This window comes from Thermosipho japonicus (assembly GCF_014201655.1).
GTDB classification, from domain to species: domain Bacteria; phylum Thermotogota; class Thermotogae; order Thermotogales; family Fervidobacteriaceae; genus Thermosipho; species Thermosipho japonicus.
Genome location: NZ_JACHEX010000002.1, coordinates 67,778 through 94,287 on the forward strand (window position 1 = coordinate 67,778; position 26,510 = coordinate 94,287).

A 26,510-nucleotide genomic window follows, 5' to 3' on the forward strand; every position below is an offset into this window, starting at 1 on the left:
TTATACATTAAATAGGGCCCTTTTTGGGCCCTTTCTTATTCGGAGGTGTGTTGATGAGCTTCCTGTTGTTTTCTATAGCAACTTCTATAATTCTTTTTTATTTTACAAAATCATATTTATTTTTTAGTGTAATTGCTATTGGAATTTACTATCTTATTAGAAATAATATAAAACTTCAAAGTTTATTGAGTCTTACATACGTTCTAATGATCGCACTTTCATTTTTTTCCACAATTCGTGGTTATGAACCAAAAGGACTCATTTTCCTTTTAATTTCTTGTTTTGTATCAATTTTGTATGATATATTTAAATCTCCAATTTGGAGTTTTCCATTGTACCTACTACTTGGAATAAGTATTTCATTAATTGGAAGTATAAAATATGGAACAATCGGCTATTTTTTTGGATTTTTAATTATTCCAATATTTTTAAAAGAATTTAAAAAAAGGGGTGAACAAGATTGAAAACCCTAATTTTAGCTGCAGGGCTTGGAAAAAGGATGAATTCAAAATATCCGAAAGTTATTCACAAAATTCTTGGAAAGCCTATGATAAACTGGGTAATTGATACTGCTAAAAATTTTGGAGAAGTGGGAGTTATCTTAGGACATAAGCATGAAATGGTAGAAAAGATAATTCCACAAGATGTTAAAATTTTTCTTCAAAATGAACAACTTGGAACCGCTCATGCAGTAATGTGTGGATTTGATTTTATACCGGAAAACGATAATCTTTTAATTTTATACGGGGATGTTCCTTTTATTTCATACGAAACTTTAAAAAGACTTGAAAAAGAACATATAGAAAGTAACAGTGATGTTACCATATTAACTGCTATATTGGAAAATCCTGCTGGATATGGTAGGATAGTTAGAGGTAAAAAAATTGAAATTGTTGAAGATAAAGATGCTGATGAAAAAATTAAAAAAATAAAAGAAATTAACACAGGAATTTACATTTTTAAAGGTAAATTTTTAAAAGAAAACATAAAGAAAATCAAAAATGATAATGCACAAAATGAATATTACTTAACAGATATTCTTAAGTTTACTGAAAATATTTCAACAGTTATTACCGATGATATAGACGAAGTTACTGGAGTAAATGATAGAATTCAGCTTTCAAGGCTTGAAAAAAATATGAGAAAAAGAATAAATGAAAAATTAATGAAAGAAGGGGTCAGGATTATAGACCCTGAGAGTGTTTATATAGATATTACCGTAAAAATTGGTAAAGATACTATAATATATCCATTTACATTCATAGAAGGTGATACTGAGGTTGGAGAAGATTGTGTTATAGGACCAATGACTCGAATAAAAGATTCAAAAATTGGAAATAATGTAAATGTAAATAGATCAGAAGTCGAAAAGACAATTATCGAAGATAATGTATCTGTTGGCCCATTTTCTAGACTTAGAGAAGAAACACATTTAAAATCAAACGTAAAAATTGGTAATTTTGTTGAAACTAAAAAAAGCATTGTAGGTAAAAACACTAAAGCTCAACATTTAACTTATCTTGGTGATGCTACAATAGGTGAAAATGTAAATATTGGAGCGGGAACAATTACTTGTAATTATGACGGAGAAAAGAAACATCCGACTGTAATCGAAGATGGTGCCTTCATTGGAAGTAACAATTCACTAGTTGCACCTGTAAAAATTGGAAAAAATGCAATTACCGGTGCAGGTTCAACAATAACAGAGGATGTACCAGAAAATAGTTTGGGCCTTGGCCGTGCAAGACAAGTAGTAATTAAAGATTGGGTATTAAGAAAAAAAGGGGGAAATCAAAATGCAGATAGCAAAAAATGAAATGAAGATTTTTTCAGGAAATGCAAATAGAGAACTTGCAATAAAGGTTTCAGAATATATAGGAACAAGACTTGCTGATTGTGAAGTTGGAAGATTTGCTGACGGTGAAATAAATGTAAAAATAGGAGAAACTGTAAGAGGGCACGATACATTTATAATTCAACCAACATGTCCTCCTGTAAATGAAAATTTAATGGAATTACTCATAATGATAGATGCTCTTAAAAGAGCTTCTGCAAACAGTATAGCAGTTGTTATACCTTACTATGGATATGCAAGACAAGATAGAAAAGCAAAGGGAAGAGATCCAATCACTGCAAAACTTGTTGCAAATCTTTTGACAGTTGCTGGAGCAACAAGGGTTATGACTGTAGATCTTCATTCTGAACAAATTCAAGGATTCTTTGATATTCCACTTGATAATCTATGGAGCTTTCCAATATTTGCAAAAAAATTAAAAGAGGATAAAATAGTAGATGATGATTATGTAATTGTTTCTCCAGATGTTGGCGGTGTAAAGCGTGCAAGACAATTTGCCGAAAGACTTGGTGGACCTCTTGCAATTCTAGATAAAAGAAGACCAAAAGATAATGTAGCTGAGATTTTAAATATAATAGGTGAAGTTAAAGGAAAAACCGCTATAATTGTAGATGATATTGCCGATACAGCAAGATCATTGGTAAATGCTGCAAAAGCTATTAAAGAAAAAGGAGCAAAAAGGGTAATTGCATGTATAACACACCCTGTTTTATCAGGTGGTGCAATTGAAAGAATTCAAAATTCTGAAATTGAAAAGATATACATTTCCGACTCGATTAGCCATAGCAACTTGCCTGACAAATTTAGTATAGTTTCTCTTGCACCACTTTTAGGCGAAGCTATTGTTAGGGTAAGAAAGAACCTATCAATCAGTATATTGTTTAGACAATAATAACCCATAAAAATAAAAAAAGGAGGTTTTAAAGTATGGGAAAACACGTACTCGAGGCCCTTGTAAGAAGTGTTGTTGGAAAGAAAAGGGCAGTAAGAAGGCTCAGAAGGCAAGGTTTTGTTCCAGGTGTTGTATATGGACCAGATATCGAACCACTCTCTATTTCTATTAAAAGATCAAATCTTATTAAACTCTTTCACGAGGTTACAGAAGCAAGTATTATAAGTCTTACCGTTAAAGACGAAAATGGTAAAGAAGTATTTTCACACGATGTATTCATTAAGAATGTCCAATATGACAAACTAACAGATGAAGTTAAACATGTTGACTTCTACGCACCTGAAAAGGGGCACAAAATGAAAATTAACTTACCACTCGAGTTTGTTGGGAAAGCAAAAGGTGAAGAAAAAGGTGGAGTTCTTGAAATTCATCACCACGAACTTCCTGTTGAAACACTTCCAAGTGTAATTATTGAAAAACTTGAAATTGACGTAAGTAATTTGGATCTCGGCCAAGCACTATACGTTAAAGATCTTAAACTTCCAGAAGGTATGGAAGCAGAACTTGATGGAGAAGAAATTATTGCAATTGTATCTGCTCCAAGTGGTCTTGAAGTTGAAGAAGAAACTGGAGAAGAAGAAAGTGCTGAACCAGAAGTTATAGAGAAAGGTAAGAAGGAGGAAGAATAATATTTACCTAGTTGTAGGCCTTGGAAATCCTGGTCCACGTTATGCCTTCACAAGGCATAACGTGGGCTTTATGTTTATTGACAGAATTTGTAATAATTTAAAAAAACAAAATAACTACGAGTATTGCCAAAAAACTCTTTTTGGCAAAGATATTTTATTTGTAAAACCACTTACCTATATGAATCTAAGTGGTGAAATTTTCAACCATTTAAATAAAGAAGACTTTAGTGATATAATAGTTATATACGATGACGTTAATTTACCTTTAGGAAAAATAAGAATTAGAAAAAGTGGATCATCTGGTGGCCATAATGGAATTAAATCTCTAATAAATTACCTTGGAGAAGATTTTAAAAGAATAAGAGTTGGAATTGGGCCTATTCCTAAAGATATAAATCTCGTGGACTTCGTGCTTGGAGAATTTCAAGAAAATGAATTGAAAATTTTGGATAAGGTCCTTAATTTATCTGTAGATGCTTTATACACAATTTTTAAAGATGGTATTGATAAAGCCATGAGTTTGTATAACTCTCAAGAGGTGAAACTGTGAGTAAATGTGAAAGGTGTGGAAAAGAGGCGGAGCTTGTTATACAAACCTTTGTAAACTTTGTTCCAAAAAGTATATCTATATGCAAAAAATGTCTTAAAGAAACTCTTCTATACGATACAACCAATTATACCAAAGCTGGTATTGAACTTTTGGCAGCACATGTTGATTACATTGAAGAAACACAATCAGATTCTTCAACATATCAATTCAAAAAAAATAACTTGGAAATAATCTCATTGATGCCTCTTGCAGTTCAATCTGTTATGTTTAAACAAGATGAACTTACTAAGCAAAGAATTACAAAAGACTTAAAAAGTAGGAAAATTTACTTTCTAAAACAAAAATTAGAAAAAGCTGTTAAAAATGAAAACTATGAACTTGCAAAGCACATAAAAGAAATTTTAGACAGCCTTGACAATCTCTCCGAAATTTAACCTCATATTTTGTTTTAGCTTTCCAAAATGATATAATTCCTATTGATATGATAATAATTGTTATTTTATTTATACTAATTTTCAACATTTTCCCTATCTTCTATGGTATTTTTTCCTCCATATATATCAACAACTCATTTTCATTTTCTGCTCTCTTTCAAACACTAGGAGCAAAATATTTTTATATTAGCCTTTTAATTACTACTTTTTATGCTCTTTTTAGTGCTTTTATTTCAACATATGTTTCTCTATATATTTCTAAATTAATAAAATTTAACAAATTTGCCTTCATATTCCTCGTAATTGGTTGGACAATCCCACCATATATTGGTGTCCCTGTCTGGCGAACTTTTTTTGAAAAATATACAGATATTTATATAAATCCAATAACTTCTTTTATTTCAGCAATTCTTATTTCAAGCTGGTTTTTGATTCCTTTTACCAGCTTTTTCCTTTACACTTTTTCAGAAACTCAAAATAAAAAATATCTTGAAAGTTTTCTACTAGAATCAAATAAAATAGATATTTATTACAAAAAAATAGTCGTTCCAAATATAAAAGGTGCTATCTATTCAGCATTTATATTGAATTTTTTAAAGGCATTTAAAGATTTTCAGGTTCCATGGCTCTTAGTAGAAGGCGGTGCACCTTTAAGCTTTGGAATAACTGATAAAGGAATAATTGGTGCAACTACTAACCTTGAGGTTTTAATCTACAAACTTTTTAATTTTGAAAGTGATATTTCACAAGTTTCTTCCATTTCTCTATTAACAATATTAATAATAACCTCTGTTTACCTTCTTTCTAGAAAATTAAATTCAAAGATTAAAATGAACATTTCATATTTTTCAAAAACCCTTTCATACCTTTGGATTTTTTCAATAATTTACTTTTTCTACATACTATTAACCCTTGCTTTTTCAGATTCTCAAAGCATCTATTTAAATGGCAATTTCACACTCAAAAATTTCAAGTATATTCTCGATGATGGCATAGTCAAATCCTTTTCAAATACCATGCTAATTGCATTTATAACCTCACTATTAAGTATTATACTTTCAATGTATTTTGCATACTTTTTGCTGAACATTAAAAACGGTGAAAATATACTAAACTTTTTTAATTTTCTAAAAATTTTTTCTGGCCTACATATTATTATCTTTATCTTCTATATCTATTCCAAATTAAGATTACTAAATACGTTTACTTCTGTTATCTTAATGTTAGTAGCAAAAAATCTACCATTTTTGTCATTACTGTCATACCATTATTTCAAAAATTTTCCAGAAGATCTATTCTTACTTGCAAAGTTAGATAACATACCCAAAAATACTTTCTTTTTCAAAATATTACTTCCAAATAGCTTCCCACTTGTTTCATCCTTATTTTTACTTTCAACATTAAACTCATTTAATGCATTTTTACCACCTTTAGTTTTTCTATTCGATGAAAATAAATACACACTTAGTATAAAGTTATACTCTTACGTTGGAGCTGCAAGCACACAATATCCACAATGGAATTTATTCGGTGCCGCATCATTTGCAACATTTTTAATTTTATTAATTTTAACTTTTCTCCTACTAAAGATTTCTAAAATTTCGTATATAAAATATCTTTAATAAAAGGGGAGGTAGATTCTATGAAAAAGGCTTTTGTAATTATATTCATAATTTCTTCAGTATTATTATTTTCTTATATTGTAACTCCGAAAAACTTTATCGATGGAAAATATAGAGTTATAGAACTCATTCCACCTTTTGAAAAAATTGAGGCTATATCATTAATTTCAAATGATGGAAAAGAAAATATCTCTTTATACGATTTAATTGAAATAAAAAATGGTAACTTTTATTTTAAAGGAAATAAGTTCACAAAGATGGAAGTTAATGCAAAATTTTTGGAAAACGTAAGAAGAGAAGTATGGCTTTCTTGGGAAGGACTAAATGATATAAAAGAATATATAGAAAAATACTCAAAAATGCATGATTTAAATATAAAAGTTCTTGAGGTTCCAAAAATTTCAAGCAAACTTATTACAATGAGCAAATCAAATGTCAAACTACCTGATGTAATAATGACAAGTGCATTTGACTATCCAACATACAAAGAATTAAATATAATCAAAGGAAAACTTTACAATTTTTACTATGATACACAGATAGTCTATGTGCAAAAAGATATCAATGTAGATCCGAAAAGTTGGAACTTAAAAACTGTAGAAAAAATTGTGCAGGATACAAACAAAAAAATTGCAATAAATCCAATAAGCGCATATTGGTTTTCTACATTTTTAATGGGATACGGAAAAATACCACTAATTTCAGACACCTTTATACTAACTGATGAAAATACGATTAATGCTTTCAATGTAATCAAAAAATGGTATGAAAATAACTATTTTGATTTTTTAAATAAGCAAGCACAAATAGCATCTTTTGTAAATAAAAAAGTTTCTTTAATGTTTCAAGGCTCATTTTTGCTTCCATTAATATCCGAAAAAATGGAAGATTTTTACATTTTGCCCCTTCCAAAACCACTAGTACCTTTTAAAGACTATAAGGCATTTGTCTCTACAAAAGATGGCGATGAACATTTTACTTACTGGCTTTACCTACTTTTAAATAACCCAGATTTTAAAAAGTACTTTGCAGATAAATACACCAAATTTTTTGACGATTATATTCCTGAAGGAAAATTCAAGAACGTCTTTGTAAACACTCAAAAAGTAGCCCAGCCAATTCCGTTTGACAAAAGATATGTAAAATTTCATAGAAATGTCTCAGATATTCTTAAATTGATGCTATTCAACAAAATTTCACTGCAAGATGGTTTGAAAAAACTTGAGGAGATAGTAAATGAATAACTATATAATCTGGCTTGTTGGAAAAAGAAAGACGGGAAAATCAACTATAGCAAAAGAGCTTAATAAATATTTTACCGAAAACTCTCTTCCCTCAATTGTACTTGAGGGGAGAGATGTTTTTAAAAATGTTAGCATAAAAATAGAAGAGAGAATAAAAATCCTTGCAAACATTGTATTTTTATTTTCTAACTTGGGTTACATAGTTATTGTTCCAGCTGTTTCTCCAAAAAGGAATATAAGACAGATGATAAAAAAAATATCACCTGTACCATTTTTTGAGATATTTCTTACTTGCAACGAAAAAACAAGAAAAAGAAGGATAAAATCATCAGATGATTTTCAACTTTATGTCGATGAAATATTTGAAAAGCCTTTGAACCCAGATCTTACCATTGATACTTCACTTCACAAAGTAGTCGAATGTGCTAAAATAATAATAGATTACGTAAACAAAAATATACAAGGAGATTGAAAAATGGATTATATTGTAGTTCGTGGTGCAAAGGTTCATAATCTAAAAAATGTGACTGTAAAAATCCCAAAAAATAAACTTACAGTTATTACTGGTTTATCAGGTTCAGGAAAAAGCTCTTTAGCACTTGATACAATCTACGTTGAAGGTCAAAGAAGATACCTTGAAAGTCTTTCTTCATATGCAAGACAATTTATCGGAAATTTAAAAAAGCCAGAAGTAGAAAGTATTGAAGGACTATCTCCTTCTATTGCTATTGATCAAAAAAGTGTCTCACACAATCCAAGATCTACAGTTGGAACTGTAACAGAAATATACGACCTTTTAAGAGTGCTTTATGCAAAAATTGGTGAAGCACACTGTTACAAATGCGGAAGAAAACTTGAAAAATTAAGTGTTGATGAAATTGTAAAAGATATAATGGAAAACTTTGATAATAGTAGAATATATGTCGAATCACCAATTGCAATTGAAAAGAAGGGAACCTTCAAAGACATCTTTGAAAATTTACTAGAAAAAGGTTATGCACGCATTGAAATAGACGGTGAAGTTTACAGATTGGAAGAAACTCCTGAACTTAACAAAAATATACGTCATAATATATTTTTAATAGTTGATAGATTAAAGATTAAAAATGATGAAAGTATTAAACATAGACTTTTTGATTCTGTTGAAATTGCATTGAGAGAATCAAATGGTTTTGTATACGTTAAAAATGTTGATACAAACGAAGTAAAAATATATTCTGAAAAGATGATGTGTCCTACTTGTGGTGTTTCAATGCCTGAAATAAATCCAAAATTGTTTTCATTTAACAGTCCATACGGGGCCTGTCCAAGATGTCATGGCCTTGGCTTTACACTGGAAGTTGATGAAAAAAAGGTAATTGATTTTGAAAAGCCTGTTCTTGAAGCAATAAATATTGGCCACAAAGAAGATGGCTGGATTCCACAAAGAATCAAAAAAATATTAAAAATATATGGAGGCGATCTAAAAACGCCTTTTAAAAACCTCCCCGAAGAAACACAAGAAGCAATATTGTATGGTACAACTTTTTTTGATGGGTTAATACCAATAGTTAGGCAAAGATATGAATATAGTACTTCAGAAGATACAAGACAATGGTATTTAGACAAATTTTTTGTCGAAAACACTTGTCATGAATGTGGAGGGAAAAGACTTAGAAAAGAGGCGTTATCAATTTTAATTGATGGTGTTAATATAATTGACTTTACTGAAATGCCTATTTCTGACGAATATGAATTTATAAAAAAACTAAGGAAAAAATTACCAGAAAAAAAGCTTGAAATAGTAAAAGATCTATTCGAAGAACTTGAAAAAAGACTGCAATTTCTAAATGAAGTTGGCCTTTCTTATATAAGTCTTTCCAGAAATATTAAAACATTATCAGGTGGAGAGGCTCAAAGGATAAGGCTTGCTACACAAATTGGTTCTGGTCTTACCGGTGTTACATACGTCCTAGATGAACCAACCGTTGGGCTTCACCAGAGCGACAATGAAAAACTTATATCGACTTTAAAAAGATTGCGTGATCTTGGAAATACTGTCATTGTAGTAGAACATGACGAAGATGTAATAAGAAGTGCTGATTACCTTATAGATATTGGACCTGCTGCAGGAATAAACGGAGGAAAAGTTGTATATCAAGGGCCAATTGAAAACATCAATTCAGATACTAATTCATTAACTATACAATATCTGAAAAAAATTAAAAAAATTGAAGTACCAAAAGAAAGAAGAAAAGGAAATGGAAAATTTTTAACCTTACATGGTGCGCGGCACAATAACTTAAAAAATATAACTGTTTCATTTCCACTTGGAACATTTATTTGTGTAACTGGTGTTTCAGGTTCTGGAAAAAGTTCCCTTATAATTGACACACTATACCCTGCACTAATGAACGCTCTTCATAAAACAAAGCATCGTACTGGTGAATTTGAAAGATTAGAAGGTCTTGAAAATATTGATAAAGTGATTGCTATAGATCAATCTCCAATTGGAAGAACTCCAAGAAGTAATCCAGCAACATATACTAAAGTTTTTGATGAAATTAGAAAGTTATTTGCAATGACTCCCCTTGCAAAAGCAAGAGGTTATACCCCAGGTAGATTTAGTTTCAATGTTAAAGGGGGAAGGTGTGAGCACTGTCAGGGGCAGGGAATACTGAAAGTTGAAATGTTATTTTTGCCAGATGTCTATGTACAGTGTGATGTTTGTAATGGAAAAAGGTACAATAGTGAAACCCTACAGATAACGTACAAAGGTAAAAATATTGCAGATATTCTTGATATGACTGTAGAAGAAGCTTTGGAATTTTTTAAAAATATTCCTAATATTTATTCAACTTTAAAAGTTTTAAACGATGTAGGACTTTCATATATAAAACTTGGTCAACCCGCAACCACACTTTCAGGCGGAGAAGCCCAAAGAATTAAACTAGCTTCTGAACTAAAGAAAAGGGCAACAGGAAAGACTATATACATTTTAGACGAGCCAACAGTTGGACTCCATTTTGAAGATGTAAAAAAATTAATAAATGTTTTAAATAAACTTGTTGACAAAGGAAATACAGTAATAGTTATTGAACACAACCTTGATGTAATAAAATCTGCTGATTATATAATCGATCTTGGCCCTGAAGGTGGAAAAAATGGTGGATATATAGTTGCAGAAGGAACACCTGAAGATATTACAAATTCTAAAAATTCTTTAACTGGAAAATATATAAAGATGGTTTTGGAGGGTAAAAATGGATAAAATTATCGAAATGTTTTCAGATTATCTTGCACATGTAAGGAGACATTCAGAAAACACATTAAAAGCCTACAAAAAAGATGTTAGAAAATTTTTAACATATGTTGGAAAACAAGTTAATAATATCGAAAGGAAAGACGTAGAAGAATTTTTAAAAGCTCTCTCAAAAGGTGATATTACAGGTGAAAGTCCCCGAGAAACAACTATATCAAGGTATATTTCAAGCCTAAACTCCTTTTTTAATTATCTTGAACTTTCTGGAATGATTTCTGAAAATCCCATGGAAAGAATAAAACATCCTAGAATTAGAAGAAAAATTCCTGATTTTCTCACTGAAGATGAAGTTTCAAGTTTAATTGAAGCTTTCAGTGAAGAAAATGAACTAAGGCAAAAAACTGCCATATCATTGCTCTACTATGCCGGGCTTAGAATTAGCGAGTTATGTAACCTTAGAACCACAGATATTTCTTTTATTCCACCTTTCTTAAGGGTAGAAATGGGAAAAGGTAGAAAGGACAGGCTAGTTCCGTTACCTGACAAAGTGATACCAATACTAAAAAAATATATTGATCTTGAAAATCCTAAAATATTTGTTTTTGAAAATGGAAAAAAACATGTACATCCTTCAACAGTTTTTAGATGGCTAAAAGAAGGAGTAAAAAGAGCAAATATAAAAAAAGACGTACATCCACATACTCTAAGGCATTCATATGCAACTCATTTGATACGAAAAGGGGTAAATATAAAAGTTGTTCAAGAATTATTGGGCCATACAAATCTAAGCACTACAAGTATTTATCTACACGTTGCTGATCAAGAAAAATTTGATGCTGTTAAAAAATTGTAAAAGATAAGCCCCCGTTTGGGGGCTTTAATTTATGTTTTCCTTATCTTTTTATTGAATAAAATGCATCCAATCCTTTATATTGAGCAACGTCTCCAAGCTCTTCTTCAATTCTGAGAAGTTGATTATATTTTGCAATTCTTTCACTTCTTGAAAGTGATCCTGTTTTGATCATACCAGCATTTGTTGCTACTGCAAGATCTGCTATAAATGTGTCTTCTGTTTCACCAGATCTATGAGAAATTACATTTGTCATGTTATTTGTCTTTGCAAGTTCTATTGCATTAAGTGTTTCAGTTACTGAACCAATTTGATTAAGCTTTATTAATATTGAATTGGTTGCTTTTAATTCAATACCTTTTTGCAATCTTTTAACATTTGTAACGTATAAATCATCGCCAACGATTTGTACTCTGTTTCCAACTTCTTTATTAAATTTCTGATATGCTTTCCAATCTTCTTGATCGAATGGATCTTCGATCGATATAATAGGATATTTTTCAATCAAAGTTTTGTAATATTCAATCAATTCATCAACTGTCTTTTCGTTACCGTCAATAAAGTATTTTCCAGTCTCTTCATTATAGAATTCACTTGCTGCAACATCCAATGCTATAAAAATATCTTTACCCGGTTCATAACCTGCTGCTTGAATTGCCTGAATTAAAACTTGGATTGCTTCTTCATTGTTTTTCAAGTTTGGTGCAAATCCTCCTTCATCACCTACTGCTGTTACATGCCCTGCTTCTTTTAATATCTTCTTAAGTGCATGAAAAGTTTCTGATCCATATCTTAGAGCTTCTCGAAAACTTGGTGCTCCAGCAGGAACAATCATAAATTCTTGAATATCAAGATTATTATCTGCATGTGCTCCACCATTAATAACGTTCATAAAAGGTACAGGTAAAACTTTTGCATTAACACCACCAAGGTACTTGTACAATGGAAGCTGTAATGAATTTGCCGCAGCTCTTGCCACTGCCATAGAAACTCCTAAGATTGCATTTGCACCTAATTTACTTTTATTTTCTGTACCATCAAGTTCAAGAAGAACGTTATCAATATAAACTTGATCGTATGCATTAAGACCTAAAAGTTTTGGTGCAATAACTTCATTTACATTTTCAACTGCTTTTAATACACCTTTTCCTAGATATCTTTTTTTATCGCCATCTCTTAATTCTAAAGCTTCAAACTTACCAGTAGACGCACCAGAAGGTACAATAGCTCTACCTGTTGAGCCATCTTCTAACATAACTTCAACTTCAACAGTAGGATTTCCGCGGGAATCAAGTACTTCTCTTGCAAAAACATCGATAATTTCAATGTACATCTTTTCACCTCCAAGTTTTTTATTTCACAATTATATTATACACCATAAATGTTTCAAAAATTATTATAAATTATTACAAAAAAATCCCTCCGCAGATTGCGGAGGGATCAATCAATATTTAAATTATTACAATATTAGAAGCTTGTACTCCAGGAAAGTTTTGCATACCATTGTGCATCATCTTTGTGAATGTCTGTTCTTCCGTCCTTGTCAGCATCTCCATATAATGTTCCATAGAATACTGTAAATGTTGTATTATCATCGAATGCGTAATTTGCATTTACGTTGTAACCTAATTCTTCACTTGCATATCTAACTGCTGCACCTAATGTTAATGCATCAATTGGTGTTACTGAAACATCTGCGTTAAGATCAACAGCTGTTGCTGCACCAACAAGATCTGCCCATTCTGCAGATGCATTAACTGCAACCATATCATCCTTATAACCTGCTGCAAGTGTCATCTTAATTGATGTTGCTGCATTAACTACATCTTTCCAACCAAGTGCTAAGCTTGCATCAAACATATTCGTGTATGCAACTTTGAAGTTTACTGGAACTGTAAATTCTGATGGTGTTGCAAGACTTGCAATCTTAAATGATACATCACCAGAAATTGTTACTGTTGATGGCATTGAATATTCAACAGCTGCTTTTACGGAAACTGATGAAGCATCATTGTCTCTTGCAAATGCAAATTGGCTTACGTTTTGTTTCCATACAAAGCTTTGTGTTAAGGTTACGAATGAAAATTCTGCTTTTAAGCTTTCATCAATTCCGTATGCAAATGTGCTACTTGCATCAACAATACCTGCTACTCCATCAAGTTCCAATGTTGCAAATCCAAGATCTAAACTTGTGTTTGCATTTAAACCGTATTGGTAAAGATTTGTTTCTGTTGCTTCATCTGCATCATAAAATGCTGCTGCAAGATTTACATTTGCTACACTGTATGTAACTCCAACAAAATCATCAAACCATTTGTGTGTTGTTGGTGTTCCTGTGTTATAATCAACTTCAGAAACTACATCTTGGAATACTACTGTTAATCCATCAACTGCTTTTAATGTTAAAGAAATGTTATCCTCAGCATTTAGCAAATAGTTGCCATCTTTGTCAGGTGTTACAAAATATTGGAATCCTGCTGTGCCTTTTGTGTAATCAAGTGAGAAAATATCATTCTCAAAACTAATGCTCTTGATTGTTAATGATTTACCAATAACATCAATTCCTAATGTTAGTCCAAATTCTGTATCACTTGTAGGAGAAACTGTCACAGATGGTTTTATAAGCGCACTGTCAATATCTACCCCTTTTTCGTCAATACCCAATGTAAAAGATGCACTACCTGACCAAGAAACTACTGGTGTTGCTGTACCTGCAAATAATGCAGTCAATACAAACAATGACAATAATACTACTAAAAACTTTTTCATAAAACTCCTACCTCCTTTAATATAATAGTATAAGCATTATATTTTCACGTTATGGCTTTACAAAAGCTGCATAAATTGCAAGACCTAATCCTACAAATCCTGCTACAATACCTATAATTGCCATTGTATTTACTGAGTCAACTTTTTTGTTTAAATCCTCAACCTCTGTTTTTGATGCTTTTTCGTTAACACTTGCTTTAACTTCTTCAACATTTGTTTTTAATCCTTCTATTTCTTTAGAATTTGCTTCTACAAGCTTGTTTGTTGCTTCAATCTGTTTTCTTAAAGCATATTCTACTTCACCCAATTTTGCTGCAAAACCATTTATTGTGTCTGTATTAAATTCTGCCATTTGCTTTAATTCATCCAATGATTTTAATTTTGCATCAAAAGATTTTATTTTTACATTAATATACCTAATCAATCTTGATTCTAAATTCTTTATATTTTCTGAGTTTTGGTAAACTAAATTTCTAAGCATTGGAATTGCATCGTTAACATTTGTTTCAATATTTAATACTTTTCCCACTAATTCATTAACCTTTTCATCGGTATATTTCTTTCCATTTTCCTCAGAAACTGTAATTTTTTTGTACAAAAATTCTATCTGTCCATTTACTGACTCTAAAGAATCATTTAGCATTTGCTCGACTTCTTCTTTAGACACTTTTTTAGATAAATTATCGTAGATTCTTATAACGTCTTTATCCAAAACATCTACTCTTTTTGAAAGTGCTTCTACATCTTCTGATTTTGCCATAAGAGCTACACTTTTTTTCAATTGTCCAACAATATCATAAAGTGCTGAAATGTCATTTTCATGTACATCAACTGTTACGGATAATTTTTGAATATCCTCCTCTAATAATTTCATAGTCCTTGCCAAAAATACTGCAAGTTCATATCTTGTAACGTTATTTGTACCCTTAAATGTTCCATCTGGATAACCTGTGATAACCCCCGCTTTTTCAAGCATAACAACTGAATCGTAAGCCCAGTGATTTGTTGGCACATCTTTTAATTCGGCTAATGCAAAAACTGAAACTAAAACTACTGACAATATAACTAACAATTTCTTCATAAAAATAACCTCCCTTCCTATTTTGTGTTACATTTTATTCAACATGCAAGTATATTATATCATGTTAAGTTAATAAATTTCAAGTGTTTTTTTCAAAATAATTAATTTTTTGTTATCAATCTAAAGAACTTTCTCTTGCCAAGCCTTAAAATATGCTCTTTTTCAAGCTTTACAATTTGTTTAAAATCGTTAACTCTTTTTCCATCAAAATAAACTCCACCCTGACTTATTAACCTTTTTACTTCACTTTTGCTATAATTTCCATTGACTTTTATAACCAAATCAACTATATTGTACTCCCCAGCTTCAACTTGAATTTCTGGCATTTCATCTGGTATTTCCTTCTGTCTAAATACTTTTACAAAATTTTCTTCTGCTATTTTTGCTTTCTCCCTATCGTAAAAAAACGCAACAATCTCTCTTGCAAGCCTCATCTTAACATCTCTAGGATTTATCTTTCCTACTTTCATTAACTTTTCATATTCTTCTATTTCATTTTCTTCTATATCAGTAATCAATCTCATATATTTAACAATTAACTCATCAGGTATTGACATAACTTTTCCATACATATCATTTGGTTCATCTGTAAATGCTATGTAGTTATCATAGCTTTTACTCATTTTTAATTTCCCATCTGTGCCTTCAATAATTGGCATCGTCATAACAATCTGTGGTTTTTGACCATATTCTTCTTGGATCTTTCTTCCAACAAGAAGATTAAACAACTGATCCGTACCACCAAGTTCCACATCTGCCTGAATAGCAACCGAATCATACGCTTGAGCTAGAGGATACAAAAATTCTGCAATGCTAATAGGATGTCCCTGAGAAAGTCTTTTTGCAAAATCATCTCTTTCAAGCATTCTTGCAACTGTGTATTTTCCAGCAAGTTTTACAACATCTTCAAACTTCATCTTCCCAAGCCATTCATTATTAAATCTAATCTCAGTTTTTTCTTTATCTAAAATCTTAAACGCCTGATTTGCATAAGTTTCAGCATTTTTTCTTACTTCTTCTTCAGAGAGCATTGGCCTTGTAGAATTTCTGCCGGTTGGATCTCCAATACGAGCTGTAAAATCACCAATAATCAATATTACGTGGTGACCTAATTCTTGAAATTGTTTTAATTTTTTTAGAACAACAGCATGTCCTAAATGAAGGTCAGGTCTGGAAGGATCCACTCCGAGTTTTACTCTCAAAGGTCTATTTTCTTTAAGCCTTTCAATCAATTCTTCTTCGCTTACAAAATCTACAACATTCTTCTTTAATATCTCAAGCTGCTTTGAAAAATCCAAAGATACTTCCCCCTTCTAAAAACTTTTTATCTAGAAATAAAAAATGCTGTTAAAATACTTGATACAAAAAATAATATTCCAAATAAAACTGTTAATTTCCCCTCTGCGTCAAGACCTTTCTCTCTACCAAAAATAGTGTTCATTGAACCTGAACCAAATGCTCCACCAAGTTCGGCAAATTTTCCCATTTGCTTTAAAGAAAGGTAAATAAGAACTACACTAATAATTGCGTGAACAACAAGCATAACTGTACCCATCAATTGCACCTCCAAATATTATTTTTTCTAAGCCTTATTATATCATATACCATCTATCAAATCAAACCTTCAGGTTATTTTCCACCTTCAAAATTTGACACACACCACAAAAACTACAATCACCAAATCTGCAATCTTTAGTTATATCTCCATTTAAATATTTATTATATTCTTTCCACAAAAACTGCTTTGTTACTCCACTATCTATGTGCTCCCAAGCAAATTCATCCTTCAAAGTAAACGGACCTATGTATTCATTATAATTTATTTTTGCTTCTTTGAATGATTCCATCCAATCTTCAAAACTAAAAAACTCAGTCCACTCATCATAATAGGATTTTTTATACTTTATCTTTATAACTTCAAACAATTTTCTATCACCACGAGACAATAATCCTTCAATAAAACTTTTTTTACCATCGTTAACATCAATCTTAGCATATTTTCTATACTTTCTCAAAATTGAAAATACATGTTCAGTATATTCTGGAAGTTGTAATTTTGCAAATTGCATTGGTGTATGTGGTTTTGGAACTAAAAGATTTATTGAAGCGGTAATATCCCTATATTTTAATTTCTTAATCTCCATCAACAATCTTCCTATATCTTCAATGTCACTATCATTTTCTCCATCAAAACCTACCATAAAATACAATTTTATTCTATTCCAGCCTGCCTCTTTTGCTCTTTTAGCGCTGCTATAAATTTCTTCAAAATTTATATTTTTATTAATCTTATCCCTCATTATTTGAGAACCTGCTTCTGGTGCGAGAGTTATTCCACGTTTTCTAACAGAAGCGATCTTCGACATAATCTCAATATTTAATGCATCAACACGTGTTGATGGAATAGATATAGAAATTTTATTTTCAATTGAATATGAAATAATTTTATCAACAATTTGATTTATCGCTGTATAATCCATTGCAGAGAGAGATAAAAAAGATAATTCTTCATATCCAGTTTCTTTCAACATTTTTTTCGCGTTTTCAACAATATTTTCAACACTTCTTTGTCTAACTGGTCTATAAACATACCCTGCATGACAAAACCTACATCCCCTTGTACAACCTCTACTAATTTCAATAACTGCTCTATCATGAATGCTCTGAACATTTGGCAGTATTTGTTTTATAGGAACTATTGCTTTATCTAAATCTTCAATAACACTCTTTTTTATTTTTTTTGGAACGTTTCCAATTGGTACAATCTTTTTCCCAATTTGTTTGTAAAAAATTGGAACATAAACTCCTTGTATCTTTGTTACCTCTTCTAATCTTTTTATTCTATCTTCCCCTCTTGTGTAATATAGTAGTTCGAATAACTCTTTTAAATTTTTCTCTCCGTCACCAATAAATACAACATCAAACGCTTTAGAAATAGGCTCAATATTGTAAGCAACAGGCCCACCTGCAACAACTATTGGATCATCGTTCTTTCTATATTCAGCTTCAATTGAAATCTTTGCTAATTCTAAAAGTTTTAAAACATTGGTAAATGCAAGTTCATATTCTAAGGAAATTCCAAGCACATCCATTTCTCTTACTGGAGTTTTAGTTTCCAACGTAAAAAGTGGGATATCATTCTCTTTCATCAAATTAATCATATCAACCCAAGGTAAAAACACTCTTTCAGCATAAAAATCTTGAAATTGATTCAAATAATGATATAAAACCTCTAATCCATAATGGGACATTCCAACTTCATACACATCGGGAAACGAAAGTGCAATTCTAAGCTTTCCATTTGGATCCTTTTTTACAACATTGTATTCATCACCAATGTATCTTGCAGGCTTTTGAACCTTTAAAAGATTATTATGCAAAAATCGATTTATCATATTTTCCTCCTCTTCAATAAAACATATAAAGCCATACCCATATACCACTATTTTGAAATCTGATTTTTTTTCTTGCCTTTTTTTGAACAAGCCTTTCAAAGCTTGTGTCTGGAGAGAGTATATAAATTTTTGAATCAATAAAAATATCCCAAAGCTTTGAAAAATCAATATCATTCTTTAATCTTTCACCATAAGGGGGATTAGTTACAACCCAACAATTTTCAAATTTTGTTAAATTATTAAAATCCAAATTTTCAAATATTATCCCGTTTATATTTGCCCTTTTTTCATTTTCCTTTGCAACTTTTAATACTTCTTTATCAATATCAAATCCAAATAAATTGTCCGCATTAACCTTATACTTTTTTCTCTTAGGCCAATAATCTTTTAAAATACTCCATTTTTCGGATACAAAATGCCTCAAAAAAGATGGAGGAATATTTTCTTTATAAAGTGCTGCTTCAATTAAAATTGTTCCACTCCCACAAAATGGATCAATAAAACTAGATTTTTTATCCCATCTTGAAAGAAGAACCAAAGCAGCAGCTATAGTTTCTCTTAATGGAGCCTTTGAAGTCTTTAGCCTATATCCTCTTTTACTTAATGCATCTTTTCCTGTAGTATCAAGCAAAACTTGTAGGATATCGTTTTTAATAATTAACCTGATCGGATAAATATTATTAGTTTTTCTTGAAATCTTTTTATTAATTGCTGCATAGCTTACTGAAATAATAGCACCTTTTGCAGATAGTTTAGAATTTCTTACAGACACATCAGAGATTAAAACTTTTCCATCAACAAACTCTTCCCAATTCACCGAATAAATTACATTATAAAGTTCATCAAAGGTTTCAACTCTATCTTGTGCCAAAACAATATATACCCTCTCAGCGGTTCTAAGAAACATATTAAGCCTAGGGATATCTTTTAATTCACCTTTAATGTATATTCTTCCTGATTGCGAATCTACAATTTTATAACCCAAATTTTTTAATTCTAGTACCGTTGCACCTTCAAGACCTGCAGTGCAAGTTATCATTAATTTCATTTTTTTGACTCCATATAATGAGCTACCACAGGTATTTCAACTATAAGGCCATCAAAATTTAATTCTTTTAACTTTTCAACAAACATATCTATCTTTTCAGCTTCATCAACTATATCAATAACTACAGGTAAATCTTCTGAAATACTAAAAAAATCACTTCTGTGAATATGCCTCTTTTTACCAAATCCCATTATACCCTTCAATATAGTAACACCCTTCATCCCCTCTTTATAGGCAAGTTTCATTATATACTCAGCAGTTGGAATCCCTTTTTCAAAATCTTTTTCTCCAAGGTAAACTCTAAGCAACTTCATAATATTCTCCCCCTACCCAAAAACATACCCAAGATTGCCGCAAAAAATCCTAAAAAGATATTTGCAATAAAATAAATAATTGCTCTCAATGGCTGAGTCAAAAATATTGATAAAAATTCATATGCAAAAGTTGAAAACGTTGTAAATGCACCCAAAAAACCTGTTCCAAAAAATAGTATAAAGGATTGTGATATATCAGTTTTTGAAATACTCAAAAACATCAGAAAAGAAAGTAAAAAAGATCCAACTATATTTACAAAAATTGTCCCCCAAGGGACAAAACTAAATGAAAAAGATGAATTAATAAACTTTGAAATCATATATCTTGAAACAGCACCCAAAGCTCCACCAAATGCAACGTACAAGATCTTCATTTACTTCATCTCCTTATATCTCCACTCTTTTACTTTCTTTAAATTCTTTTTCCCACAAAACATGCGACATACTGTCATCAACTATTCCAATATTTGGTAAAGTCTTTATATAGTTAGTTTTGTCTTTGTAAATAAACAAAGATAAAATTGTCTTACCTGAAATATCACTTGCCACAATAGTCTGAGCTTTTCTAAGTAAAAACTTACTAGTATAGTTTGTCTTATCAAAAACTATAAAAAGTTCTACATCTTTCAAGTAATTTTCAGCAACCGATATAGAACTTCCAACCAATATGCCAGCTTTGAAAAACCCAAAGTCTATTATCTTTTCTGAATTATTCAAAATAGTATCTACGAACTTAAAATGGTCGTAAATAAATACGGCCTGTCCATTATAAAAGAGAGTATATGGAATTTGCAAATTTTCAAAATCACTAGTCACCCATACGTCTGGTTCAAATTCCTCCACTAAAAAACTATTTGAAAGAAGAATTCTCAAATCTCTCCCACCTTTTTCAATAATTCAAATAACTTTCTAAAAGCTCCACTCCTATGACTTATTTGTCTTTTTACACTTTCACCAAGTTCTCCAAAAGTTTTATCATAGCCTTCAGGTATAAAGAATGGATCATATCCAAATCCAAATTTACCTCTTATATTATCGGAAATCGTTCCGTTTACTATTCCTTGCGCAGAAATTAAAACCCCACTATTTGGGTTAAAATATGTTGCAACACAAACAAAACTTGCACTTTTATCATCAAAATTTTGCAACCGTCTTAAAAGTTCTTTCATCTTTTCTTCATAGCTGTAGCCTTCCATAAATCTAGCACTTTCAACTCCAGGCATTCCACCTAGAGCATTTATAACAAGTCCTGAATCATCACAAATTACAGGGTTATTTAACTCCATTCCATAATAGTAGGCTTTTTTTACTGAATTTTCAAAAAAAGATTTCCCATCTTCTTCAACATCAACTTTTTTTGGCGATTTTAATAATTCCACATTAAAATCACTCAAAATATCCATAATTTCGTGAACTTTATGCTCATTTGTTGTTGCTACATAAATCACATTATCACCTCAATAATGATATTTTTCATTATTTATGATTTTAAATGCTCTAAAAAGTTGCTCTAAAAGTATAACAAGTGTAAATTCATGAGTAAAGGTCATTTTAGACAAAGAGATTTTTAAACTTGCTTTTTTTCTTAATTCATCATCTATACCAAGCGGTCCTCCTATAACAAATAATATCTCCCCTGATAACATCTTATTTTCAACTAAATTTGAAAATGAAACACTATCCATTTGTTTTCCATGAAGATCTATTAAAATAAATTTTCTGTTTTTAACCTTTTTTAAAATTTCATCTTTTTCCCGCCTTAAAATTACCTGCTTTGATTCTCTATTAACATCTCCACCAAGCTTTGTAAACGTAACAGTTAAATTTGCAAAACGCTTTAGTTTTTTTAAATAAAAATCAAAAGCGTTTTGCAAATGACTAGAAAGCTTTCCAGGAACTACTATTTCTACATTCATTCTAAAAACCTCTTGCAATATGAATCATCACATTCAAGCGATTTTAATAAACTTGCCACCTTTTCTCCTATTGGATTTTCAATTCCTGCAAGAAAGTCCGCAAGATGAAGATGTAAACATTTTATTTTAGTAAAATCTTTTATACCACCACTTCCAACACTTTTTAAAACATTTCTCCACTGCTCATACTTTTTCAAATCGTCTCTTTCAAAAAATTTATCCCGTTCTTCTATGACCTTCGTGTGAGCATTTACTAATTTTTCTCTAAGCTCTTTATTAGCTTCTACCTCATCTTGAAATTTCTTTATGTAACCTTTTTCCTCAAGGCGAGATATTTCCTTTATAAGATACGGGCAAACCAGATAATTCAAAGTGGGAAATGGCTTTTCATCTTTTATTGGAAGACTTTTTATAACCTGAGGGAAACCATATGAACAAAATTTTGCAACTTTACAAAAATTTGTTGCATTAATTGACAACTGTTTTTCAACAATTTTTCTTACATCTTTATCACTAAAGCATTCCATTCATTGCTCCTCCAATGTTCAACTATGTTGTAATTTTTAAAAAGTGGTAATTTGGAGTCAATAATTCCAGATAAAATAACTATCCCATCTTCTTTTAGATATTTTGGTAAATCTTTTAACGCTTCAATTAATATTTCTGCAATTATATTTGAAACAATCAAATCATATTTCCCATCAACGTTTGAAAACAAATCTGATTGTCTTATTTCAACATCAACATTATTTCTTTCAACGTTTTCTTTTGCTGCTTCAACAGCTAAAGGATCATTATCCACTCCAAGAACTCTACCAGCTCCAAGTTTTTTAGCTAAAATACTCAATATAGCACTACCACAACCTAAATCCAAAACATCCATTCCTGGCCTTAAATATTTCTTTAAAAACTTTGCACTAAGTTTTGTTGTATCATGAAGCCCTGTTCCAAATGCAAGCCCTGGGGTGATCCTAATAACTATCTTTCCATCTACATTGTTATGATCTGGATCAACATAAACTCCTTCAATAAATTCAAAAGGCTTTGTAATTAAATTTTTCACCCAATCTTCAGAAGTTGTTGTTCTATTTTCAACAAATTCTAAGTTAAATGGTAGAGAAACATTTTCTTGGTTTTCTTCAAAAACCAAAACCAAAAAAGTACCTTCTTTTGTTTCATAAAAATAATAATTTTTTATATTATTTTCAAAAAAGTACTCTTCAATTTTTTCAACTTGATCTTGAAAAATTTTGTAAACAAATTCGTTAAATACTTTATTCAAATCTACTCACCACCTAAATATAGCCCTTGATCTTTTAGGACGTACATTCTGCCATAAGATGGCAAAAATGCAACAGGATTCGTATGTTTTCCATTTATTCTTACTTCAAAATGCAAGTGAGGGCCTGTACTAATTCCTGTTGAACCCACTCTTCCAAGAAGTTCCCCTTTCTTTATGGTTTGCCCTTTATAAACACTAACCTTAGACATATGGCCATAAACTATCTCATAGTTTCCGTACTTTACAATTACTGCCAGTCCATATCCACCATACTCTCCTGCATGAGTTACTACCCCATTTGTAGCAGAAAAAATCGGAGTCCCCTCTGGGGCTGCTATATCTATACCAGTATGAAACGATTTTCTATGATATATAGGATGCACACGCCAACCATATGTTGAAGAAATCTTTCCATATACAGGCCAAATAAAACTTTTATCATATACATTAAATGCTACACCAACATAATCTATTGGTATAAACAATTTCTGGCCAACATAGATAAAATTACTTAGTAGATTGTTAGCCTTTTTAATAGCATCAACTGTTGTGAAAAAACGCAAGGAAATATCATACAAAGTGTCTCCTTGCTTTACTTCATAAATTATTCCATTTGGTTGCGGAATCTTTATTGATTGTCCCACCTTGAGATGATATGGATCAATATCATTCCAATCTAGTATAACCGAAGGTGATACATTAAATTCCTTGGAAATTAAATAAAGAGTGTCTCCCGGTTGAATATAGTAATTCAAAATATAATAATTTGCAAATAAACCTGCAGCTATCAAAAAAAAGAATATTGCTAAAACTTTTTTATTCACCTTATACACTCCTTTCACCATTTACAGAAATTATTTTATCATATACTCTACAAAAAATACAAATTGATAAAAGTCAGAATAAAATTACCTTAGTTAAAAAAAGCACATTCGAAAAAATGCGCAAAAAAACAGTTAAATAAGTTATTTAATATTAATCAATTTTAACAAATATTAACAACCTTTGCCAAATTTATAATTAATTGTTAATATACATAATGTAAATATTGACAATAAAAAAGGGGGATACTCATGACTGCAACCATTAGAGTAAGAATGAGCACAGCAGACGCCCATTACGGCGGAAATCTTGTTGATGGCGCGAAAATATTGCAACTTTTTGGTGATGTAGCAACTGAATTACTCATCAGGCATGATGGTGATGAAGGCCTTTTTAGAGCGTACGATAACATTGAATTTCTAGCACCTGTATATGCTGGTGACTTTATTGAGGTCACTGGAGAAATAGTTGAGGTGGGAAGAACTTCAAGAAAAATGGTCTTTGTTGCAAAAAAGGTTATAACTGCAAGACCAGATATTAATGACAGTGCAGCGGACGTTTTAGAAGAACCTATAATTGTATGTAAAGCAAGTGGTACATGTGTTGTACCATTAGAAAAGCAAAGGAAAAGGTGAGAATATGGAAAAACTCATAATTACAGTTGCCGTTACCGGTGCGGAAGTTACTAGAGAAAAGCAACCAAATTTACCGATCACTCCCGATGAAATTGCAGATGCGGTATATGAATGCTACCTTGCTGGTGCATCAATTGCACATGTTCATGCAAGATTAGATGATGGAACTCCAACTCAATCGTATGAAGTATACAAAAAAATAAAAGAAAAAATTGAAAAAAAGTGTGATATCATTTTCCAACCTTCTACAGGTGGTGCAACCTGGCATACTTTTGAAGAAAGAATGCAGCCATTACTTACCAATCCAGAAATGGCAACATTGAGTGCTGGAACATGCAACTTTGGAAATGACGTCTTTTTAAATCCAATGGAATATATCGAAAAATTTGCAATTGAAATGAAAAAGAGAAACATAAAACCTGAAATTGAAGTGTTTGAAAGAGGTATGATTGAAACTGCAATAAAACTTGTTGACAAAGGGCTTCTAAACCCTCCTTTACACTTTGATTTTGTAATGGGGGTTCCAGGAGCAATACCAGGAACAATTGAAGATCTTGTCTATCTAGTCTCCAAAATACCGCCCGGTTCTACATGGAGCGTTGCTGGAATAGGCAAATGTGAATTACCACTTGCAGTACATGCAATTTTAATGGGTGGTCATGTTAGAGTTGGTTTTGAAGATAATATCTATTATAAAAAAGGAGAACTTGCAAAGTCCAATGCTCAATTAGTAGAAAGGATTGTAAGAATAGCAAAAGAATTGGGAAGGGAAATTGCAACGCCAGATGAAGCAAGAAAAATACTAGGAATAAGAAAGGAGTGAAGCAATGATAAATAAAAGAGGATGCCCATATGGAACTCACAGAGTAATAGAACCAAAAGGTACCTTACCACAGGCAGCAAAAAAAATTGATAATACAATGGAAATATACACAAACGAAATATTAATTGATGTAAAAACATTGAATGTTGATTCTGCAAGTTTTACACAAATAAAGGAATCATGTAATAAAGACATTGAATGTATGAAAAAAACAATTCTTTCTATAGTAAACGAGAGAGGAAAGTTGCAAAATCCTGTAACAGGTAGCGGAGGAATGCTAATCGGAATAGTAGAAGAAATAGGAAGCGATTTAAAAACAGATCTCAAAGTCGGTGATAAAATAGCTACACTAGTTTCATTGTCTCTAACCCCGCTTAAAATTGACGAAATACTAAATATTAAGATCGATGCTGATCAGGTTGATATAAAAGGAAAAGCAATTTTATTTGAAACAGGAATATACGCAAAACTCCCAGATGATATTCCAGAAAAACTTGCACTTGCAGTATTAGATGTTGCTGGGGCACCAGCTCAAGTAAATAAACTAGTTAAAGAAGGTATGACTGTTGCTATAATTGGTGCTGGTGGTAAATCAGGATTATTGTGCTGCTATCAAGCAATGAAAAATGTTGGTAGTAGTGGCAGGGTAATAGCAATTGAATATTCTCAAGAAAACGCTGAAAAGGTTAAAAAATTAAATCTAGCCCATGATGTAATTGTTACAGATGCAACAAAACCTGTAGAAGTTTACAACGAATTTTTAAAAGTTACAGGTGGAAAACTTGCAGATGTAACCATAAACAACGTAAATGTTCCAACAACTGAAATGTCATCGATACTTATCACAAAAGATGAAGGAATTATCTATTTCTTTAGTATGGCTACATCATTTACAAGAGCTGCACTTGGTGCAGAAGGCGTTGGAAAAGATGTAACTATGATTATAGGAAATGGCTACACAAAAGGACACGCAGAGTTAAGCTTAAATATACTGAGAGAATCAAAAGAAATAAGAAAACTCTTTGAAGAAAAATATTGTTAAGGGGGA

29 protein-coding genes are annotated in these 26,510 nt (G+C 31.2%); 14 read left to right on the plus strand and 15 right to left on the minus strand.

The window, feature by feature from the left end; all coding sequences use genetic code 11:
* Positions 1 to 53: 53 nt before the first annotated feature.
* The 11 genes from HNP65_RS04225 to xerA are packed head-to-tail and all read left to right on the plus strand — an operon-like array spanning position 54 to position 11,380.
* Positions 54 to 464, plus strand: coding sequence for a hypothetical protein (locus HNP65_RS04225; RefSeq protein WP_184619086.1), 411 nt, complete (start codon positions 54 to 56; stop codon positions 462 to 464).
* Entirely contained in the window at positions 461 to 1,816 is a 1,356-nt protein-coding gene (gene glmU, locus HNP65_RS04230; protein WP_184619087.1) for a bifunctional UDP-N-acetylglucosamine diphosphorylase/glucosamine-1-phosphate N-acetyltransferase GlmU, read from the plus strand. Before HNP65_RS04225 ends, glmU begins: the two co-directional genes overlap by 4 nt.
* Positions 1,797 to 2,747, plus strand: coding sequence for a ribose-phosphate pyrophosphokinase (locus tag HNP65_RS04235; protein WP_184619088.1), 951 nt, complete (start codon positions 1,797 to 1,799; stop codon positions 2,745 to 2,747). The genes glmU and HNP65_RS04235 overlap by 20 nt, the downstream gene beginning before the upstream one ends.
* Before the next feature lie 35 nt (positions 2,748 to 2,782).
* A complete protein-coding gene (locus HNP65_RS04240) occupies positions 2,783 to 3,436 on the plus strand; it encodes a 50S ribosomal protein L25 (protein WP_184619089.1) in 654 nt (217 codons plus the stop codon).
* Position 3,437: 1 nt separating this feature from the next.
* Positions 3,438 to 3,986, plus strand: a complete 549-nt coding sequence (pth, locus tag HNP65_RS04245) for an aminoacyl-tRNA hydrolase (protein ID WP_184619350.1) — start codon at positions 3,438 to 3,440, stop codon at positions 3,984 to 3,986.
* On the plus strand, positions 3,983 to 4,420 hold the full coding sequence (locus tag HNP65_RS04250; protein ID WP_126993066.1) for a UvrB/UvrC motif-containing protein: 438 nt from the start codon (positions 3,983 to 3,985) through the stop codon (positions 4,418 to 4,420). The genes pth and HNP65_RS04250 overlap by 4 nt, the downstream gene beginning before the upstream one ends.
* 47 nt (positions 4,421 to 4,467) lie before the next feature.
* Positions 4,468 to 6,042 carry an ABC transporter permease subunit gene (locus tag HNP65_RS04255; protein WP_184619090.1) on the plus strand — a complete coding sequence of 525 codons (1,575 nt, stop codon included), beginning with the start codon at positions 4,468 to 4,470 and terminating at the stop codon, positions 6,040 to 6,042.
* A gap of 20 nt (positions 6,043 to 6,062) precedes the next feature.
* Positions 6,063 to 7,286: a hypothetical protein gene (locus tag HNP65_RS04260; protein WP_184619091.1), complete on the plus strand. Its 1,224-nt coding sequence runs from the start codon at positions 6,063 to 6,065 to the stop codon at positions 7,284 to 7,286.
* Positions 7,279 to 7,758 (plus strand): adenylyl-sulfate kinase, encoded by a 480-nt coding sequence (locus tag HNP65_RS04265; RefSeq protein ID WP_184619092.1) that lies wholly within the window; start codon positions 7,279 to 7,281, stop codon positions 7,756 to 7,758. The genes HNP65_RS04260 and HNP65_RS04265 overlap by 8 nt, the downstream gene beginning before the upstream one ends.
* A gap of 3 nt (positions 7,759 to 7,761) precedes the next feature.
* Positions 7,762 to 10,536, plus strand: coding sequence for an excinuclease ABC subunit UvrA (gene uvrA / locus HNP65_RS04270; RefSeq protein WP_184619093.1), 2,775 nt, complete (start codon positions 7,762 to 7,764; stop codon positions 10,534 to 10,536).
* Complete coding sequence (gene xerA, locus HNP65_RS04275) at positions 10,529 to 11,380, plus strand: site-specific tyrosine recombinase/integron integrase (protein ID WP_184619094.1); 852 nt, start codon at positions 10,529 to 10,531, stop codon at positions 11,378 to 11,380. Before uvrA ends, xerA begins: the two co-directional genes overlap by 8 nt.
* Positions 11,381 to 11,420: 40 nt before the next feature.
* Here xerA and eno read toward each other — a convergent pair whose 3' ends face one another.
* From eno to HNP65_RS04350, 15 genes are all read right to left on the minus strand, one after another.
* Positions 11,421 to 12,710: a phosphopyruvate hydratase gene (gene eno / locus HNP65_RS04280; RefSeq protein WP_184619095.1), complete on the minus strand. Its 1,290-nt coding sequence runs from the start codon at positions 12,708 to 12,710 to the stop codon at positions 11,421 to 11,423.
* A 134-nt stretch (positions 12,711 to 12,844) separates the two neighbouring features.
* Positions 12,845 to 14,146, minus strand: coding sequence for a hypothetical protein (locus HNP65_RS04285; RefSeq protein ID WP_184619096.1), 1,302 nt, complete (start codon positions 14,144 to 14,146; stop codon positions 12,845 to 12,847).
* A gap of 49 nt (positions 14,147 to 14,195) precedes the next feature.
* Positions 14,196 to 15,227 (minus strand): S-layer homology domain-containing protein, encoded by a 1,032-nt coding sequence (locus HNP65_RS04290; protein WP_184619097.1) that lies wholly within the window; start codon positions 15,225 to 15,227, stop codon positions 14,196 to 14,198.
* 101 nt (positions 15,228 to 15,328) lie between these two features.
* A complete protein-coding gene (tyrS, locus tag HNP65_RS04295) occupies positions 15,329 to 16,525 on the minus strand; it encodes a tyrosine--tRNA ligase (RefSeq protein WP_184619098.1) in 1,197 nt (398 codons plus the stop codon).
* 26 nt (positions 16,526 to 16,551) lie between these two features.
* On the minus strand, positions 16,552 to 16,782 hold the full coding sequence (gene secG / locus HNP65_RS04300; protein WP_184619099.1) for a preprotein translocase subunit SecG: 231 nt from the start codon (positions 16,780 to 16,782) through the stop codon (positions 16,552 to 16,554).
* Positions 16,783 to 16,843: 61 nt separating this feature from the next.
* Positions 16,844 to 18,622 (minus strand): TIGR03960 family B12-binding radical SAM protein, encoded by a 1,779-nt coding sequence (locus HNP65_RS04305; RefSeq protein ID WP_184619100.1) that lies wholly within the window; start codon positions 18,620 to 18,622, stop codon positions 16,844 to 16,846.
* 13 nt (positions 18,623 to 18,635) lie between these two features.
* The gene (locus tag HNP65_RS04310; protein WP_184619101.1) at positions 18,636 to 19,670 is read right to left on the minus strand and encodes a THUMP domain-containing class I SAM-dependent RNA methyltransferase; all 1,035 of its coding nucleotides are present in this window, start codon (positions 19,668 to 19,670) and stop codon (positions 18,636 to 18,638) included.
* A complete protein-coding gene (locus HNP65_RS04315; protein ID WP_184619102.1) occupies positions 19,667 to 19,984 on the minus strand; it encodes a DUF190 domain-containing protein in 318 nt (105 codons plus the stop codon). Before HNP65_RS04315 ends, HNP65_RS04310 begins: the two co-directional genes overlap by 4 nt.
* Positions 19,981 to 20,358 carry a fluoride efflux transporter CrcB gene (gene crcB, locus HNP65_RS04320; RefSeq protein WP_184619103.1) on the minus strand — a complete coding sequence of 126 codons (378 nt, stop codon included), beginning with the start codon at positions 20,356 to 20,358 and terminating at the stop codon, positions 19,981 to 19,983. The genes HNP65_RS04315 and crcB overlap by 4 nt, the downstream gene beginning before the upstream one ends.
* Before the next feature lie 13 nt (positions 20,359 to 20,371).
* Positions 20,372 to 20,857 (minus strand): hypothetical protein, encoded by a 486-nt coding sequence (locus HNP65_RS04325; RefSeq protein WP_184619104.1) that lies wholly within the window; start codon positions 20,855 to 20,857, stop codon positions 20,372 to 20,374.
* Entirely contained in the window at positions 20,854 to 21,432 is a 579-nt protein-coding gene (rdgB, locus tag HNP65_RS04330) for an RdgB/HAM1 family non-canonical purine NTP pyrophosphatase (RefSeq protein WP_184619105.1), read from the minus strand. The genes HNP65_RS04325 and rdgB overlap by 4 nt, the downstream gene beginning before the upstream one ends.
* A 9-nt stretch (positions 21,433 to 21,441) precedes the next feature.
* Positions 21,442 to 21,900, minus strand: coding sequence for a 23S rRNA (pseudouridine(1915)-N(3))-methyltransferase RlmH (locus HNP65_RS04335; RefSeq protein ID WP_184619106.1), 459 nt, complete (start codon positions 21,898 to 21,900; stop codon positions 21,442 to 21,444).
* Entirely contained in the window at positions 21,897 to 22,427 is a 531-nt protein-coding gene (locus tag HNP65_RS04340) for a DUF501 domain-containing protein (protein WP_184619107.1), read from the minus strand. The genes HNP65_RS04335 and HNP65_RS04340 overlap by 4 nt, the downstream gene beginning before the upstream one ends.
* On the minus strand, positions 22,400 to 23,182 hold the full coding sequence (locus HNP65_RS04345; protein ID WP_184619108.1) for a 50S ribosomal protein L11 methyltransferase: 783 nt from the start codon (positions 23,180 to 23,182) through the stop codon (positions 22,400 to 22,402). Before HNP65_RS04345 ends, HNP65_RS04340 begins: the two co-directional genes overlap by 28 nt.
* A gap of 2 nt (positions 23,183 to 23,184) precedes the next feature.
* Entirely contained in the window at positions 23,185 to 24,006 is an 822-nt protein-coding gene (locus HNP65_RS04350; protein WP_184619109.1) for a peptidoglycan DD-metalloendopeptidase family protein, read from the minus strand.
* Positions 24,007 to 24,255: 249 nt separating this feature from the next.
* Here HNP65_RS04350 and kal point away from each other — a divergent pair, with 249 nt between their 5' ends.
* Genes kal through kdd form a run of 3 tightly spaced genes read left to right on the plus strand, consistent with a single transcriptional unit; the run spans position 24,256 to position 26,504 of the window.
* Positions 24,256 to 24,639 (plus strand): 3-aminobutyryl-CoA ammonia lyase, encoded by a 384-nt coding sequence (gene kal / locus HNP65_RS04355; RefSeq protein WP_012579568.1) that lies wholly within the window; start codon positions 24,256 to 24,258, stop codon positions 24,637 to 24,639.
* Between the two features lie 4 nt (positions 24,640 to 24,643).
* Positions 24,644 to 25,462, plus strand: coding sequence for a 3-keto-5-aminohexanoate cleavage enzyme (gene kce, locus HNP65_RS04360; RefSeq protein WP_184619110.1), 819 nt, complete (start codon positions 24,644 to 24,646; stop codon positions 25,460 to 25,462).
* A gap of 4 nt (positions 25,463 to 25,466) precedes the next feature.
* Positions 25,467 to 26,504, plus strand: coding sequence for an L-erythro-3,5-diaminohexanoate dehydrogenase (gene kdd / locus HNP65_RS04365; protein WP_184619111.1), 1,038 nt, complete (start codon positions 25,467 to 25,469; stop codon positions 26,502 to 26,504).
* Positions 26,505 to 26,510 lie beyond the last annotated feature (6 nt).

Excerpts from the sequence above, each read along its gene's own strand:
- secG (WP_184619099.1), bottom strand. The coding sequence starts at position 16,782 with ATGGGTACAGTTATGCTTGTTGTTCACGCAATTATTAGTGTAGTTCTT.
- HNP65_RS04290 (WP_184619097.1), bottom strand. The coding sequence starts at position 15,227 with ATGAAGAAATTGTTAGTTATATTGTCAGTAGTTTTAGTTTCAGTTTTT.
- HNP65_RS04240 (WP_184619089.1), top strand. The coding sequence starts at position 2,783 with ATGGGAAAACACGTACTCGAGGCCCTTGTAAGAAGTGTTGTTGGAAAG.
- HNP65_RS04305 (WP_184619100.1), bottom strand. The coding sequence starts at position 18,622 with ATGATAAATCGATTTTTGCATAATAATCTTTTAAAGGTTCAAAAGCCT.
- HNP65_RS04285 (WP_184619096.1), bottom strand. The coding sequence starts at position 14,146 with ATGAAAAAGTTTTTAGTAGTATTATTGTCATTGTTTGTATTGACTGCA.
- uvrA (WP_184619093.1), top strand. The coding sequence starts at position 7,762 with ATGGATTATATTGTAGTTCGTGGTGCAAAGGTTCATAATCTAAAAAAT.
- HNP65_RS04235 (WP_184619088.1), top strand. The coding sequence starts at position 1,797 with ATGCAGATAGCAAAAAATGAAATGAAGATTTTTTCAGGAAATGCAAAT.
- kdd (WP_184619111.1), top strand. The coding sequence starts at position 25,467 with ATGATAAATAAAAGAGGATGCCCATATGGAACTCACAGAGTAATAGAA.
- xerA (WP_184619094.1), top strand. The coding sequence starts at position 10,529 with ATGGATAAAATTATCGAAATGTTTTCAGATTATCTTGCACATGTAAGG.
- HNP65_RS04310 (WP_184619101.1), bottom strand. The coding sequence starts at position 19,670 with ATGAAATTAATGATAACTTGCACTGCAGGTCTTGAAGGTGCAACGGTA.
- eno (WP_184619095.1), bottom strand. The coding sequence starts at position 12,710 with ATGTACATTGAAATTATCGATGTTTTTGCAAGAGAAGTACTTGATTCC.
- kce (WP_184619110.1), top strand. The coding sequence starts at position 24,644 with ATGGAAAAACTCATAATTACAGTTGCCGTTACCGGTGCGGAAGTTACT.
- HNP65_RS04340 (WP_184619107.1), bottom strand. The coding sequence starts at position 22,427 with ATGGAATGCTTTAGTGATAAAGATGTAAGAAAAATTGTTGAAAAACAG.
- HNP65_RS04265 (WP_184619092.1), top strand. The coding sequence starts at position 7,279 with ATGAATAACTATATAATCTGGCTTGTTGGAAAAAGAAAGACGGGAAAA.
- HNP65_RS04225 (WP_184619086.1), top strand. The coding sequence starts at position 54 with ATGAGCTTCCTGTTGTTTTCTATAGCAACTTCTATAATTCTTTTTTAT.
- HNP65_RS04315 (WP_184619102.1), bottom strand. The coding sequence starts at position 19,984 with ATGAAGTTGCTTAGAGTTTACCTTGGAGAAAAAGATTTTGAAAAAGGG.
- HNP65_RS04255 (WP_184619090.1), top strand. The coding sequence starts at position 4,468 with ATGATAATAATTGTTATTTTATTTATACTAATTTTCAACATTTTCCCT.
- crcB (WP_184619103.1), bottom strand. The coding sequence starts at position 20,358 with ATGAAGATCTTGTACGTTGCATTTGGTGGAGCTTTGGGTGCTGTTTCA.
- HNP65_RS04260 (WP_184619091.1), top strand. The coding sequence starts at position 6,063 with ATGAAAAAGGCTTTTGTAATTATATTCATAATTTCTTCAGTATTATTA.
- kal (WP_012579568.1), top strand. The coding sequence starts at position 24,256 with ATGACTGCAACCATTAGAGTAAGAATGAGCACAGCAGACGCCCATTAC.
- HNP65_RS04335 (WP_184619106.1), bottom strand. The coding sequence starts at position 21,900 with ATGAATGTAGAAATAGTAGTTCCTGGAAAGCTTTCTAGTCATTTGCAA.